We start from the raw sequence: 15,060 nt of genomic DNA, 5'->3' as shown, positions 1-15,060 counted from the left end.
TTCCTATTTTTGTGTAAAATTTTAAATAGTGATGAAGTTTCGAGGTGAAGAAAAATGAAACGAATGGACCTCATTTATGACGCCATACAAAAGGGGAATTACCCAGAAGGTGTAACAGCATCTGAACTCGCTACACTTCTACAGCTAGACCGTGCAAACGTTAGTAGTGATTTAAATAAACTTGTGAAAGAGAATCTTTTATCGAAAACAGGAACACGTCCTGTCCGTTTCTATTTAAGAACTAATGTCCATATGGAAACGCCTTCACAAGATATTACTTTACTCGATGCCTTTGCAAAAGAAAACCAAAGCCTAAAAATTGCGATTGAAAAAGCAAAGGCCGCTGTGCTCTATCCTCCGAGCGGGATGCATACATTGTTACTTGGTGAAACAGGTGTCGGGAAGTCTATGTTTGCCTCTTTAATGCATGAATACGCAATTGAAGTTAATCAGCTTCCAAAAGGTGCACCATTTATCGTTTTTAACTGTGCAGATTATGCAAACAATCCACAGCTCTTGCTTGGACAGCTTTTCGGGATAAAAAAAGGTGCCTATACAGGCGCGAATGATCAAAAAGGATTAATTGAGAAAGCCAATGAAGGCATTCTCTTCCTAGATGAAGTACACCGTCTTCCGCCGGAAGGTCAAGAAATGCTATTCACATTTATTGACCGCGGTGTATATCGACGCCTTGGAGAAACAGAGAACGAACGCAAGGCAAAAGTATTAATTATTACTGCAACAACTGAAGAACCAAATTCATTTTTATTAAAAACATTTACAAGACGTATTCCGATGACCGTAACATTGCCACCACTTCGAGAGCGGACACATCAGGAACGATTCGCTCTCTTACAGCTGTTTTTCACAAATGAAGCGATTCGCTTACGGAAAAAGATTCATGTCAGCCCTAACGCAATGCGTTCGTTCGTCTTTTATCAATGTCCAAACAATATTGGACAATTAAAAACAGATGTACAAATTGCCTGTGCGAAAGCTTATTCTGATTTTGTAACAAAAAAAAGAGACTCTGTCCGCGTTTCAAGTACCGACCTACCATGGTACATGAAAGAAGGACTATTTATTGAAAGAAAAAGTCGCCATTTGTATCAAGTACCTAATGAGACCTTTGTATTTACAAGTGACGAAGGCTGGAGCAAACACAAAACAGAAAACACACGCTCTTCCATTTATGATTACATCGATCATAAATACGAGGAACTACAAGCTCGTGGCATTGAAGAAAAAGAATTGGATTTACTAATAGAAAATGATATCCAAAGCTTCTTCGTCCAGTATTTTAATCAAATGTCTAAGAAGACAACTCATGAAAATGTCTTTAAAATTGTCGACCCGAACATTGTTTCCGTATGTGAAAAAATCGCCGAACTAGCAGAAAAATATTTATCTAAGACATTTGATGAAAAAATATTTCTCGCTTTAAGTTTACATGTACAGACAACTTTACAACGCTTGCAAGGTGGCAAACAAATTCACCACCCACAGCTAAATCAAATTCGCACGAAATATAAAGAAGCTTTCTCTGTAGCCATGCAGTGCATTCAGCTTTTAGAAGAAGAATTGCAAATCACAATGCCAATTGATGAAGCTGGATTTTTAACGATGTTTTTTGTAGTGGATCCTATCCCCTCCTCACAAGCTGACGTAAAAGTATTAATCTTAGCTCACGGCAACGGTATTGCAACAGAAATGGCAAATGTTGCGAACGAACTACTCGGCATTGATGACGTTACTGGAATCGATATGCCGCTTCATGAATCACCGAAAGATTTCTTAGAACGAGTAAAAGTGTACATGAAGACACTCGGGCATATCAATGGACTCCTCTTACTTGTCGACATGGGCTCACTTGCTTATATTGGAGATATATTAGAAACCGAATTTCATATTCCGGTACGTGTCCTTTCTATGACAAGTACACCACATGTACTAGAAGCTGCGCGAAAAGCTCAGCTCGGTTACTCTTTAGATGCGTTGTATGAAACTGTAAAAAACTTAACGCCGTTTTATCTGAACCTACAAGAAGAAAAGAAAAAGCCACTTACGCCAATGAAATCCGTTATTCTAACAGCTTGTTTAACTGGCGAAGGCAGCGCATTAGCCATTCAAAAAATGCTTGAGAACTATTTACGATTCGATAAAGATTTAATTGAGATTATTCCAATTAGCATCGTTCACGAAAAAGATTTAACAAAAATGATTGAAAACATCAAGAAAGAACGTAATATGATTTGCATTGTGACAAACTTTGATGTCCAGGTTCCATGTTTGACCTATCATTTCCAAGACATTGTAAACTATAAAGCAATTCAGCCGATTCAAGAATTAATTATGTACGAAGAAACATATGCAAAAATGGCTGATATTCTTGGACAACAAATGCAGCGTGATGACGGAGCACTAATGATTAAAACCATTCGTTACTCCTTAAATACAATTCAGGAAATGATTTCTCTGCAGCTCAACCCCGATAGTTTAATGGGCGTTATTTTGCATATGAGCTGTATGATTGATCGCCTCCAAAAAGGGGAAAGCCTTCTCCCTTATCCTAATAAAGAAGCGCGTAGACAAGATGAATACTGGATGTATATGAAAGTAAAAAAAGCGCTGCAACCAATTGAAAATACGTTTGAAGTGCAAATTCCAGATGATGAAATATTTTATGTAATGGACTTCTTCATCAAGAATCAACCAGCAAAAAAAGAATAGAATAAAATGCCTGTGAACGATTCGCTTCACAGGCATTTTTATTTACTGAATAGCACCTACTTTCAATTTCCTTATCCTCCCACGTATTTCCCCTTTTTTAAATTTCTTTGTATGAATATTTACATATGCATTCGCTTGATCTATTTCTTGAATGAGGTCCTCAATTCCCTTCCTTTGCAGCGGCCCTTCTAAATCTTCAATCATTACCGTACCTGTAACAACTCCTTTATCCACGCTAATCCCTTGTTTGACAGGACCATATAAATACAAAACTATTGGCCCATTTTGATTACTTTTCCCTAGATGGATCTGACAAGATATAACCTTCTCAATATTTTTCAATATAATTCTATAAGATAGCCGTTTTAAATCACTATTAAAAACAAATTCTGTTACACCATAAGCTTTCGTATTCACAGGAGGTAGTTCCCTCTGGCCATTTAACCTAGCAAAGAAATGTTTTGTCATACAAGCAACATTCTCCTTATATAAATTTCACCTTAATCTAGGTACCTCTTTAACTAATTTATGGCTGGAATGCAATCAATTATGCCTCTTTCAACTTTGCTTTTTATGAGAGACCTTATCCCTCTTCCAATATATTTACAAAAACTTTACATAATACTTATTCCTTCTACTCAATTCGTTCCTGTATAATGCACCTAGATTTAATATTTCTTCAGGAGGTTACCTTGAAAACAATAATTGAAATTTTCCTTGTATCACTTAAACTAGGACTCACTTCTTTTGGTGGCCCTGTAGCTCACCTTGGCTATTTTCACCATGAGTATGTACAAAAAAGAAAATGGATAAATGAAAGAAACTACACAGATTTAGTTGCCCTTTGTCAATTCCTTCCGGGTCCCGCTAGTAGCCAAGTTGGGATTGGGATTGGTTTATCACGCGGAGGAATACTTGGGGCTATCGTCTCTTGGATTGGATTTACACTTCCTTCTGTACTTGCTCTAGTCTTTTTCGCTTCGCTTCTGGAACAGTTTCAAATATCCGGCACTGGATTTATTCATGGATTAAAACTTGTAGCCGTGGCCATCGTTGCCCATGCAATATGGAGCATGGCACAGAAATTAACACCAGACCGCAATCGAATCACAGTTGCAGTCATTACAGCTTCAGCTGCTTTACTATATCCAAGTGTTTGGACTCAAGTTGTGCTTATTCTACTTGCAGGTATTATAGGTTGGCTCTTATATCGAAACCATACGATTCCATCTGTTAATAAAACACCGATCCCAGTTTCACGCATAACAGCCATTTCGTGTCTTCTGTTATTCTTTGGATTATTAATCTTGTTACCGATATTAAGACCGTATTCCCATTTTATTTCTTTATTCGATAGTTTCTACCGCTCTGGTGCACTCGTATTTGGCGGGGGACATGTTGTTCTGCCTCTTTTAGAAAATGAATTCGTTTTAAGTGGGATGATGACAAAAGAGCAATTTCTAGCAGGATACGGATTAACGCAGGCCGTTCCAGGTCCTCTCTTTACATTTGCTTCTTACATAGGAGCTGTGCTGGACGGGGCACTTGGTGCTACCCTTGCAACAATCGCTATCTTCCTTTCTGCTTTCTTACTCATCATTGGAGTTTTACCATTTTGGGATTATGTCAGACGCCAACCTTCTATACAAGGTGCACTCCTTGGCATTAATGCCGCAGTCGTCGGCATGTTGTTAGCTGCCTTCTACAACCCCATTTGGACAAGTACCATTGCGAGCCAAATTGACTTTGTTATCGCGTCTCTCTTATTTTGTCTCTTAGCATTTTGGAAAGCACCTCCGTGGATGATTGTTATGCTCGGTGCGTTTAGTGGATATATTCTTTCCATTATCTAACCATACAAAAAGACGGCCTTAATAGAGGGTACTAAAAAAGTAATTACTTTGAAAAAATAACGTATATTTTATTTTTAGGTGGCTCCCCTTAATAAACCGTCTTTTTTACTATATAAATCCATTTTGATTTTCAAGCGTATAAGTCACGGCTATGAAAATCAAAATATGACCTGCACTCGTTTTCTCTTTTTGTTTTAACTTGGCATGGGGCAAGAAGAGGATCTGACCGCTTCTATGCATGATTGGATCCTCTTTCGCTCCTAAAAAGAAAGGTTTTATATCGATTTTCTAATTTGTATTTATATATATTAAAATTTCACAAGCTCTACACCTTCTGGCAAAGTACTTTCTGTTAAAATTCGTAATTCCTTCACACGATCCATAACGTAAGAAGAACGCTTTACAAGCTCTGGATCAATATAAGCAGGGTGCACCATCACCTCTACTGTTTGCCCATCTACTACACGTTCTTTCAGTTTCATAAAGTAATCTTCTTGTACGCCATCACTATAAAAGTCACTATAAAACACATCAGAAAATGGACGTACTGCTCTGTCCTTTTCGCAGCGGCGGATTGGTACGTTATATTTATCCGCTAACCGTTCAAGAACATCATGCAAAATCGGTAGGCCATGTACATGATGATGACTATCTAAATGCGTTGGTGTTAATCCATATGATAAAAACTTCTCAATTTGTGCAGTCCATTCTCTTTCAACCTCTTCAGGATTTATATTTCCTTCTCTTACAATACTTTGCTTATGAAAGGAACCATCTTCACTAACAAGAGACGGAACATCTGTAAGAAGCGGTTTACCGGCTGTTAAAACGAGATGAACCCCTACTCCTAATGACTTATATTCTTTCGCTAAATGGACAGCACGCTCCGTTCCTGGCATGTTCATCATCATCGTCGTAGAATTCACAATCCCGTTTACATGTCCTTCAACAATTCCATAGTTTGTACCTTCTGTAAGACCAAAATCATCTGCATTTACAATTAATCGAATCATAAATTTCCCTCCTACTATATATATCCATCTTGATTTACTGGCATATAATCCGCTGCTATGAAGAATAAAAAGTGACCTACACTCGGTTTCTCTCTTTGTTTTAGCTTGGCATGGGGCAGGAAGAGGCTCTGACCGCTACTATGCATAGCCAGATGCTCTCTCCCACCTAAAAAGAAAGGTTTTATGTCGGTTCTTCAATTTATATTTATATAAATGAAAAAAGCGGGCTTAGTAAGCGCCGCTTTTTATTTCTCTACCTTTTTGAAGAACTGCGGAAGATACTCTTTATGAGCTTCCAACATTTCATCTAAAATTTGTTTTGCTACCTTATCTGATGGTACAAGTGGATTAATTGTCATAGCTAGCAGCGCTTTATGATAATCACCTGTAACAGCAGCTTCAATTGATGTGCGCTCAAATGATTTAATTTGCTGAACTAAACCGCGAACTGGAACTGGTAAGTCGCCTACCGCAATCGGTTTTGGACCATCTTTTGTAATGATACAGTTCACTTCAACAGCAGAATCATGCGGCAAGCTTGCAATTGTGCCGTTGTTTCTCGTATTAACAGGTTGAATATCACCTTTGTTATTGTAAATAGATGTAATCAAACTACATGCTGCATCACTATAATAAGCTCCGCCGCGTTTTTCTAATTGTGGTGGCTTAATATCTAAATTCGGATCTTTATATAACTCGAATAAGTCATCTTCTAATTTTTTCACGACTTCTGCACGTGTACCTTTTTCGATAGAAGCTTGTTTTTCCTCTTCTAACATTTCACGTGTTTTATAGTAATAGCGATGATATGGACATGGAATTGCACGAAGTCCGCGAATAAAGTCTGGCTCCCAATCAAGCGCAGCGATGTTTTCCATCGTAATTTGCTTCTCTGGATCTGTTACAAGTTCTAACACACGGTCCATTACACTTACGCCATCTAAATACACATCTAATCCGTAGACCATATGATTTAAACCAGCAAAATCAACATGAACGCGGCTTGCATCTACTTCAAGTAGTCTTGCAAGACCCATACGAATACCAATCGGAACGTTACATAATCCAACTACTTTTTGAATACTTGTATAGCGTAGTACAGCCTCTGTTACCATGCCAGCTGGATTTGCAAAGTTAATGAGCCAAGCGTTTGGACAAAGCTCCTCCATATCCTTACAAATATCCAAAATAACAGGAATCGTTCTCAGCGCTTTGAATAATCCACCAGGACCATTTGTTTCCTGACCAATTACATCATATTTTAAAGGAATTGCTTCATCTTTCGCACGAGCTTCTAATAAACCAACGCGAAGTTGCGTTGTTACAAAATCAGCATCTTTAAGTGCCGCGCGGCGATCAAGTGTTAAATGAATCTCAATTGGTAACCCTGCCTTTTTCACCATACGCTTCGCTAAGTTACCAACAATCTCTAACTTTTCTTTTCCTGCGTCAATATCTACTAACCAAATTTCACGAACAGGAAGCTCGTCATAGCGTTTAATAAATCCTTCAATTAACTCTGGCGTATAACTAGAGCCACCGCCAATTGTAGCAATTTTAATTCCACTCATACCTTATTCCCCTTTCGCATCAAGCTTTTTATAAAGATCGATAAATTCTGCTGCTAATTCTTTTACTGTAATAGAATTCATTAAATGATCTTGTGCATGAATTAAAAGAACACTAATCTCTGTTTTTTCTCCTCTTGCTTCTGATTGTATGAGCTCTGTTTGGAAATGATGCGCTTCATTAATCGCTTCTTTTGCCTTTACCATTGCCTCATCTGCTTCTAATAATTTCCCCTGTTTTGCATATTGCAGTGCCTCCATTGCATAGCTTCTCGCGTTACCGCTATGTAAAATCAATTGGAATGGAATTTGTTCTGCTGTAGTCATCATAATTACCGCCCTCTCTATAAAGTTCAACTGATTGAAATACCCCTTCGATTTGAACATGTCTATTAAAATATTATTTTCCTAATTTGGTTTTGGTGTTCTTCTAGATGTGTGCCATCTTTCTGAACAAGATATAAAGTTATTATTCTCGCGAACAATATTGTCCGCGAGAATAATCATGTATTAAAGTGATGCAGATTGGCCTTTTCCTGTTGGAATCGCTTTTTCTGCTTGTACATAAGTACGGTCACACATTAATACGAATGGATAGTAAATCACTACCGCAATTGCAAAGTTCACTAACTGTAAGACTGCCCCTGCAATGCTTCCGCCTGACACAAGGTAACCACTAAAGATCGGTGGCATTGTCCATGGAACTAAAGCAACTGTTTTTGGTACCCATCCTAAAGAAATTGCTGTATAAGAAGTAATAACTAATACAACTGGTGTAATTACAAATGGAATAATTAAAGCTGGGTTTAATACGATTGGTGTACCGAAAATAACTGGTTCGTTAATGTTAAAGAATCCAGGACCAAGAGATACCCGGCCGACACCACGAAGCTGTGCACTTTTCGCAACAAGCATAACTGCTACTAGAAATGCTAATGTTGCACCAGATCCGCCGATATATACATATACATCAAAGAATGGTTTTGTTAAAATATTTGGCACATCATATGCAGACATACCATCGTTAAATAATTTCATATTTTTTTCTAATGCTGGTAAATATAATGGATCGATAATACCACCAATAATGTTAGGACCATGTAAACCGAAGAACCATAATACGTGAATAAGTAAAGCAATTATAATTGCACTTGGTAATGTTGCTGCTAAACCTTGTAATGGTAACTGAATTGTTTCGAATACCATTTTATGAATACTTGTTCCTGCTAATTTCACTGCTAATTGAATACCCGCAACTACTATTAGAATTACAAATGCTGGCACTAAAGCTGCGAATGATTTCATTACTGCTGGTGGAACACCATCTGGCATCTTAATTGTAATTTCTCTTTGAACAAAGAATCTAAAGACTTCCGTTACAAGCAGTGACACAATGATGGAAACGAATAATCCCTGTGCCCCTGTCCAAGCTAAATCAATACCGCCTTCTTTCGGCGTTGTCGGAGAGATAATAATTAATGCACCGAATGTAATGATTGCCGCTGACAACGCGTCTATATCGTAAGATTTCGCTAAGTTATAACTTATCCCCACTGCTACTATGAGAGCCAAGATTGCAAATGACCCCGTCCACATACCACCGCCGACATCTTTCCAAACTTCTCCGAATGTACCTTTCATGAAGTTTTGGAATGCATCAATCGGTAAACTATTAATCAGTACTGCAAATGAACCAACTAAGATAAGAGGCATAACTGCGATAAAGCCATCACGGATGGCAACTAAGTGACGTTGCGCTCCGATTCTTCCTGCGACTGGAACTAAATACTTTTCCATAAATGCAATAAACTTTTGCATTTTCTGTCCCCCTAATTATTTTTTTAGTGTTAATGCGTGATCTAAAACTGCTTCCCCATTCATCATGCCGTAATGCATTGGATTAATAACGTCGATTCCAACATTTTTACCATCCGCAAGCGCTTTCAAAGAAGAAAGCATGTAACGAACTTGCGGTCCTAACAATAGTACATCCGCTTCATCGATATTATTTTTTACTGCATCCCCAGATACAGCCCAAATCTTTCCTTCTAGACCGCGAGATTTTGCAGCCTCTTCCATTTTTGTAACTAGTAAGCTTGTAGACATTCCTGCTGAACAACAAAGTAAGATATTCATAAATAAGTCCCCCTAGGCATTTAAACTATGTTTATTTTTTGTTTTTCTTTACGCCTTTTATTATTGCAATTGCCGTGCCAACTTTTTAAACCGCCTAAAATTAACGTTTTTTTGTGTGTTTTTATTGTGTGTTACCGCTTTCAAAGAGTGTGTTACCCAAAAAATGTATAGTGTGTTATAAAACAACACGCTTTTAACACATAACTGTATGAAAATAGATTAGTGTTTAGTTGTCTAGTTGTATTCAAAACAAAAAAAGAAAATGTCTTTGTAAATGAATTTTATTTTTTATTGAAAAACAATAAAAAGAAGTATAATAAAAAGAGAGATATAAAATGAAACACAATAATAAAAAATTAACTTTTTTTATTATCTTTACAAATATTCTCTGTTACTTATTTGCCATTACGATTAAAGAAGAAAACGATTTAACAATATAAGGTGGGTACTCTATGCCGATTAAAGTAAATTTAGACTTACTGCTCGTCAAACAAAAAGTAAAGTCGATTGATTTAGCAAAAAAAATCGATATTACCAATGCCAATTTGTCTATCTTAAAAACAGGAAAAGCAAAAGCCATTCGTTTTTCTACATTAGAAGCAATCTGTAAAGAACTAGGTTGTCAGCCTGGTGATATTTTAGAATATGTGGAAGAGGAATAACATAAGAAAAACATAACGAGCCATACCGGAAAATAAACCGATATGGCTTAACTTTTATTTTTGTCACATCAATATACCTGCGAACCTTAACCAGAGCAAATTCCCTCCTTCAATCATTTTTAAAAGATGGTGAATTTCATCTGTTACTTCTTTTGCCCGAACAATAATCTCTACTTCCTCTTGGAATGGGTTTAATTCAATGTGAACTTTCACTGATTCCCATCCCCTTTACATTTCTATTGTTACATATATTTACAAAAATAAAATAGATTTTGGTATAAGTGGTCATCTTCTTGTCATAACTAACTTCTTTCCAAACACAAAAAAACCTTGCATAAGCAAGGTCCTATTTATTCTCCGACATTTTCCTATATAACTCTACAAATTCACTTGCTAATTCCTTCACCGTAATCGCATTCATTAAATGATCCTGTGCATGGACCATGAGAATCGTAATCTCTGTTTTTTCTCCGCCAGCTTCCCGTTGGATCAAATTTGTTTGCAAGCGGTGTGCCTCTTGTAATTCTTGCAAGGCTTCTTGTAGTTTTGCTTCCGCTTCCGTAAACTCGCCGCGTTTCGCATAATCAATTGCTTCCATCGCACAGCTTCTCGCATTCCCACCGTGTAAAATTAAATGAAAAGCCTGCGTCTCTATCGTATCCATTTTAACTTTCTACTCTCCTTTTCATTTAGCCATCCTGCATTTTCAAGGATACTACATCATTTTAAAATGCTATCTCGTTCAGTTTGAAGCATTTAAATTAAATTGTAAACGATTTCAAATTGTATTTACTACATCTATTATATTAAACGTTACGCCAAGTGGATACCTTAATAATCTCTATATAATCCTTAGATTAACGAAGCATCTTCTACTTCGTATACGCTACTAGGTTTCCTCTCTGATGACAAACTTAAAAACAAAAATTTCTCGTTTTTCACTCTATTCGATCTATCTGTGTTTACCTAGTAAACACAGTCACAACTCGTTATAATGGTTCAGTATGATTTTTTACATTAGATAGGAGGGTATATTATGAAGGCTTATCGCTTTCCAATTATTTTATTATCTTCCATCCTAATTGGTGGTTTCATTGGTTATTTCATGGGTACCGATGCAGTTGCTTTAAAACCGCTTGGTGACATTTTCTTAAACTTGATGTTTACGATTGTTGTACCTCTTGTGTTCTTTAGTATTGCCTCATCTATTGCCAATATGGATGGATTAAAACGTTTCGGAAAAATTATGTCTAGTATGGCTGGGACTTTCTTATTTACGAGTATTATTGCTGCAATTTTTATGATTATTGTCGTGAAAGTATTCCCACCAGCACAAGGTGTTGTATTAGAACTAACACAACCTGATAAAGTTGAAAAAGGTATTAGCGTAGCTGATCAAATCGTCGGCATCCTTACAGTATCAGATTTCTCGAAGCTACTATCTCGCGAAAATATGTTAGCTCTTATTTTCTTCTCTATTTTAATGGGAGTAGCAACTTCAGCAGTTGGAGATAAAGGAAAGCCATTCGCTACATTCCTACAATCTGGTGCAGAAATTTCAATGAAGGTTGTTTCCTTCATTATGTACTACGCTCCGATTGGACTTGCTGCCTACTTTGCAGCTTTAGTTGGAGAATTTGGTCCTCAGCTTCTTGGAACATACTTCCGAGCAGCGATGGTATACTATCCGGCTTCTCTCGTATACTTCTTTGTCTTCTTTACATTCTATGCGTACCTTGCAGGTCGCAAGCAAGGCGTTCGCATCTTTTGGGAAAACATGGTCTCTCCTACAGTTACATCACTTGCAACTTGTAGTAGTGCCGCAAGTATTCCAGCAAACCTAGAAGCGACCAAGAAGATGGGTATTTCTTCTGACGTTCGTGAAACAGTTGTCCTTCTTGGCTCTACGCTTCATAAAGATGGATCTGTTTTAGGCGGCGTTTTAAAAATCGCTTTCTTATTCGGGATTTTCAATATGGAATTTTCAAGTCCAAAAACATTAGCAATTGCTCTTGTTGTTTCTCTATTAGTTGGAACAGTAATGGGCGCAATTCCTGGCGGCGGTATGATTGGTGAAATGTTAATCGTTTCTCTATACGGTTTCCCGCCAGAAGCCTTGCCAATTATCGCAGCTATTAGTACAATCATCGATCCACCAGCAACGATGTTAAATGTAACAGCTGATAACGCTTGTGCCGTTTTAACAGCTCGTCTTGTTGAAGGAAAGAACTGGGTTAAGAATAAATTTGCATAATAATAGTAAGAGGGTGTCCACTTTGGACACCCTCTTCTTTCTTCTTTCTGCTTGCCACAAATTTGTTACAACTTTCACAAAATTTCCACAGCCCTTTCCTCTTCTTCGTACTATAATCATGTATGGAAAAGGAGATGGAAACCATGACACAAAGCGCCCCAGAATTTAAAATTTTGCAGAGCATTGCGTTTCTTGCCGTTGTTTTGCAAAGTTCCTTACTATATACAATGAACCAAGGAAATATCCTAATTGAACAATCACTTATTATAGGGATGCTATTCAACCTCGCAAAATTTTCAGCACCAGCATTCATCTTTATTGTTGGATTCCATTTAATTCGGCAATATACAAAACACATGATGTATAAAGAATATATTTACGAAAAAACAACTCATCTACTTGCTCCTTATCTTTTCTGGTCTATCATTTACTTAGTTACAACGAACCAAGTTGTTACCATGCAAAGTGGGCTAAAAAGTCTCTTACTCGGAACAGCTGCACCTCACCTTTGGTACGTAATTATGATGTTTCAAATTCATTTACTGTTTCCTTTGTTATGTACTTTATTTTATTGGTTTCAAAAACGCACAAAAAAGCAGCAAGATATATATAAATTCATGGCCACTTTCGCCATCATGTATTTGCTCTTAATGTGGTTCTCTTCTCATTATATTTTTAACGGTGAACTGTTAACTCGTTCAACCATTTTGCATTATACAGATCGTTCCTTCTTTTTCTATTCATTTTACTTTGTTATGGGAGGAATCGCAGCTACAGCACTTCACGCTTGGCGTTTATTTGTCATGAAGCACATACCGCTGATAACCTTTTTATTCTTTATTTTATTCTTATTCATCAACTATGAACTATTTAGCTTTTACGGTGTAGATTCGATCCATCTTACTGTATCTACCTATTTAAAGCCATCCATGTTTTTATATATTGTATGTGAAATACTCATTCTGTACGTATTATCTATCACCATCGTCCAACGGCGAGGAGCCTTATATAAAGCATTACGTTTTATTGGAAACTACACATACGGAGCCTATTTAGCACACTTTTTCTTCTTACAACTAAGTACAAAAATATTAGCTCTATTCACAATACAAGCCAATACCATTCTATATATCCTGTTGCTATTTCTATCTACTACAACTCTATCTGTTCTAACAATGGTTTTATGTAGCAACCTTCCATTCCATACATGGATTACAGGTCCTTCTCCAGCTCCTATGTTAAAATTTCCAGCTCTTACACCATTGTTACCTTTGTTAAAAAGTAAAAAGTAGAAAAATGCCACCTTACGAGGTCGCATTTTTTATTTCTCATCCCTTTTCAATTCCGTCTCGGCTAACAGCGGCAACACATTATCAAAAATATGTGTATTCATTTCTTTCCCAGTTACATATCCACCATAAAATCTGCTAAATACATTGTCATTTCTCAATTTACTCATCCGATCATACAACTCCTTAGCAAATTTTGTGTCACCTGTTTCTAATACATATAAAATAGTCAGTCCATATGCCGCTGGTGATTCAAAATCAACTATCGGTTCTCCCTTTTCTAAATCATAGCGCCCATACAGCTTGCCATCTTGATGAAATTTCTTTTTTATAAAATCAAAATATTCATTAGAAGAAAGACCACCTAAACTACGATGATAGGCAACATATGACTGATCAATAAGATTCACCTGCTCTTCATATTTGAACGTACCATCTTCTTTATACTCTTTCGGAAATGCCCAGCCCCGCCTCGGATAATCCGCTAAAAATTGGACAACTTCCTGGTGCTGCGCTTCTGAAATTTTTCCATATCGCTTCATATAAGAAAACGCACTTGGATTTATGTAAGATGTCGTTAACACTTTGGTTTGCTTCCCCTGATCTGCATCATAATAATCGACATAGGTTTTCCCTTTCTTATTATAACGCAATACAGCATCGCTCACTTGATCTGCAAGTTGTCTATAGCGCTCTTCCTTATACATTTCATACGCACGGTATAACTGTTCAACGATTCGAAGATCATCAATAAGTGCATTTGTGCCTGCTTGCCTTCCCCCTGTTTCGTCAATTTTCCATAAGACAATATGAGTCTTGTCTATAAAGTAATTTTGTACAACCTTTACCTGCTCATCAAAAAGTGGTTGGTTGTCTATATCAAGCGTATATTGTAACCAAAGTCCAGCTGATTCTGATAATGCTTCACGGCCAGTTGCTTCACTCGTCCCTACTTTCGGATCCTCAAGTCGATATGTCGCGAGCGCACCATTATCATTAAGCATATGTCTCAAAATAAAATATTCCGTCCGATTTCCTTGTAATGCAGTCCAAAAAACAATTCCACCTAAAACGATAAATATAATAACCGCAGCACATATATACAAGCGTTTCCGCACACTTTTTCACCTCTCTAATAAGGCTAACCGGAATCTGGTCAGAACATACGGAAACATCCAAAAGACATTTTTAAAATTTCACTTTCATTCCCTACCCTTTATATACTTCTTTTCCCGGACGATATAATGATTGCACAAGGTGATCATACTCGCGTCGCGTAATTTCTTTATTATATAACTTTAGTAACAAATCTTTATGCTCTTTTGAAAATGCCATTTTTTTAATGACCTCAGGATACATAAAACATCCCCTCCGTTTCACGTGAACTTCTTCATTCTGTTAGCATTAGGCCCTAAATAAGAACCTATGTTCGCATAAGAATTATAAAAGATTTTCTGATAAAACACAAACGAAATGTTTCCCCTTTATTTTTCGAGCTTTTCTGAAGATTTCAAAAATATAATATCATATCCGTCTTTTAAAATACATATATATT

General features: G+C 37.0%; 15 protein-coding genes. 5 read left to right on the top strand and 10 right to left on the bottom strand.

What is annotated here, in order from left to right; genetic code table 11:
* The first annotated feature begins 54 nt into the window (after positions 1–54).
* Positions 55–2,730 carry a sigma 54-interacting transcriptional regulator gene (locus AZF08_RS12650; RefSeq protein WP_033673249.1) on the top strand — a complete coding sequence of 892 codons (2,676 nt, stop codon included), beginning with the start codon at positions 55–57 and terminating at the stop codon, positions 2,728–2,730.
* 42 nt (positions 2,731–2,772) lie between these two features.
* Here the strand turns inward: AZF08_RS12650 and AZF08_RS12645 are convergent, their stop codons facing one another.
* On the bottom strand, positions 2,773–3,198 hold the full coding sequence (locus AZF08_RS12645; protein WP_033673250.1) for a CHRD domain-containing protein: 426 nt from the start codon (positions 3,196–3,198) through the stop codon (positions 2,773–2,775).
* Positions 3,199–3,386: 188 nt separating this feature from the next.
* Here AZF08_RS12645 and AZF08_RS12640 point away from each other — a divergent pair, with 188 nt between their 5' ends.
* Entirely contained in the window at positions 3,387–4,583 is a 1,197-nt protein-coding gene (locus tag AZF08_RS12640) for a chromate transporter (protein WP_033673251.1), read from the top strand.
* A gap of 308 nt (positions 4,584–4,891) precedes the next feature.
* On the opposite strand, the gene chbG is transcribed toward AZF08_RS12640, so the two are convergent.
* The 5 genes from chbG to AZF08_RS12615 form a co-directional block, all read right to left on the bottom strand.
* Complete coding sequence (chbG, locus tag AZF08_RS12635) at positions 4,892–5,596, bottom strand: chitin disaccharide deacetylase (RefSeq protein WP_033673252.1); 705 nt, start codon at positions 5,594–5,596, stop codon at positions 4,892–4,894.
* A gap of 245 nt (positions 5,597–5,841) precedes the next feature.
* Positions 5,842–7,167 (bottom strand): 6-phospho-beta-glucosidase, encoded by a 1,326-nt coding sequence (gene celF, locus AZF08_RS12630; RefSeq protein WP_033673253.1) that lies wholly within the window; start codon positions 7,165–7,167, stop codon positions 5,842–5,844.
* Positions 7,168–7,170: 3 nt separating this feature from the next.
* Positions 7,171–7,494 (bottom strand): PTS lactose/cellobiose transporter subunit IIA, encoded by a 324-nt coding sequence (locus tag AZF08_RS12625; RefSeq protein ID WP_033673254.1) that lies wholly within the window; start codon positions 7,492–7,494, stop codon positions 7,171–7,173.
* A gap of 180 nt (positions 7,495–7,674) precedes the next feature.
* A complete protein-coding gene (gene celB / locus AZF08_RS12620) occupies positions 7,675–8,982 on the bottom strand; it encodes a PTS cellobiose transporter subunit IIC (RefSeq protein WP_033673255.1) in 1,308 nt (435 codons plus the stop codon).
* A 15-nt stretch (positions 8,983–8,997) separates the two neighbouring features.
* The gene (locus AZF08_RS12615) at positions 8,998–9,300 is read right to left on the bottom strand and encodes a PTS sugar transporter subunit IIB (RefSeq protein WP_033673256.1); all 303 of its coding nucleotides are present in this window, start codon (positions 9,298–9,300) and stop codon (positions 8,998–9,000) included.
* Between the two features lie 452 nt (positions 9,301–9,752).
* Here AZF08_RS12615 and AZF08_RS12610 point away from each other — a divergent pair, with 452 nt between their 5' ends.
* The gene (locus tag AZF08_RS12610; protein WP_033673257.1) at positions 9,753–9,962 is read left to right on the top strand and encodes a helix-turn-helix domain-containing protein; all 210 of its coding nucleotides are present in this window, start codon (positions 9,753–9,755) and stop codon (positions 9,960–9,962) included.
* Between the two features lie 63 nt (positions 9,963–10,025).
* Here AZF08_RS12610 and AZF08_RS29865 read toward each other — a convergent pair whose 3' ends face one another.
* Complete coding sequence (locus AZF08_RS29865; protein WP_235190022.1) at positions 10,026–10,175, bottom strand: hypothetical protein; 150 nt, start codon at positions 10,173–10,175, stop codon at positions 10,026–10,028.
* Between the two features lie 133 nt (positions 10,176–10,308).
* The gene (locus tag AZF08_RS12605; RefSeq protein ID WP_033673258.1) at positions 10,309–10,626 is read right to left on the bottom strand and encodes a PTS lactose/cellobiose transporter subunit IIA; all 318 of its coding nucleotides are present in this window, start codon (positions 10,624–10,626) and stop codon (positions 10,309–10,311) included.
* 372 nt (positions 10,627–10,998) lie between these two features.
* On the opposite strand from AZF08_RS12605, the gene AZF08_RS12600 reads away from it, so the two are divergent.
* Together AZF08_RS12600 and AZF08_RS12595 are read left to right on the top strand one after the other, a co-directional pair.
* Positions 10,999–12,216, top strand: a complete 1,218-nt coding sequence (locus tag AZF08_RS12600; protein ID WP_033673259.1) for a dicarboxylate/amino acid:cation symporter — start codon at positions 10,999–11,001, stop codon at positions 12,214–12,216.
* Between the two features lie 122 nt (positions 12,217–12,338).
* A complete protein-coding gene (locus AZF08_RS12595) occupies positions 12,339–13,508 on the top strand; it encodes an acyltransferase family protein (protein ID WP_082246003.1) in 1,170 nt (389 codons plus the stop codon).
* A 29-nt stretch (positions 13,509–13,537) separates the two neighbouring features.
* Here the strand turns inward: AZF08_RS12595 and AZF08_RS12590 are convergent, their stop codons facing one another.
* Positions 13,538–14,623 (bottom strand): glycosyl hydrolase family 8, encoded by a 1,086-nt coding sequence (locus tag AZF08_RS12590; protein WP_033673261.1) that lies wholly within the window; start codon positions 14,621–14,623, stop codon positions 13,538–13,540.
* A gap of 91 nt (positions 14,624–14,714) precedes the next feature.
* On the bottom strand, positions 14,715–14,864 hold the full coding sequence (locus AZF08_RS30755) for a hypothetical protein (protein WP_063177290.1): 150 nt from the start codon (positions 14,862–14,864) through the stop codon (positions 14,715–14,717).
* Between the last annotated feature and the right edge of the window lie 196 nt (positions 14,865–15,060).

The sequence above is a fragment of the Bacillus gaemokensis genome, assembly GCF_001590835.1.
Taxonomy (GTDB): Bacteria; Bacillota; Bacilli; order Bacillales; family Bacillaceae_G; genus Bacillus_A; species Bacillus_A gaemokensis.
This window is presented reverse-complemented; position numbering and strand designations above follow the sequence as displayed.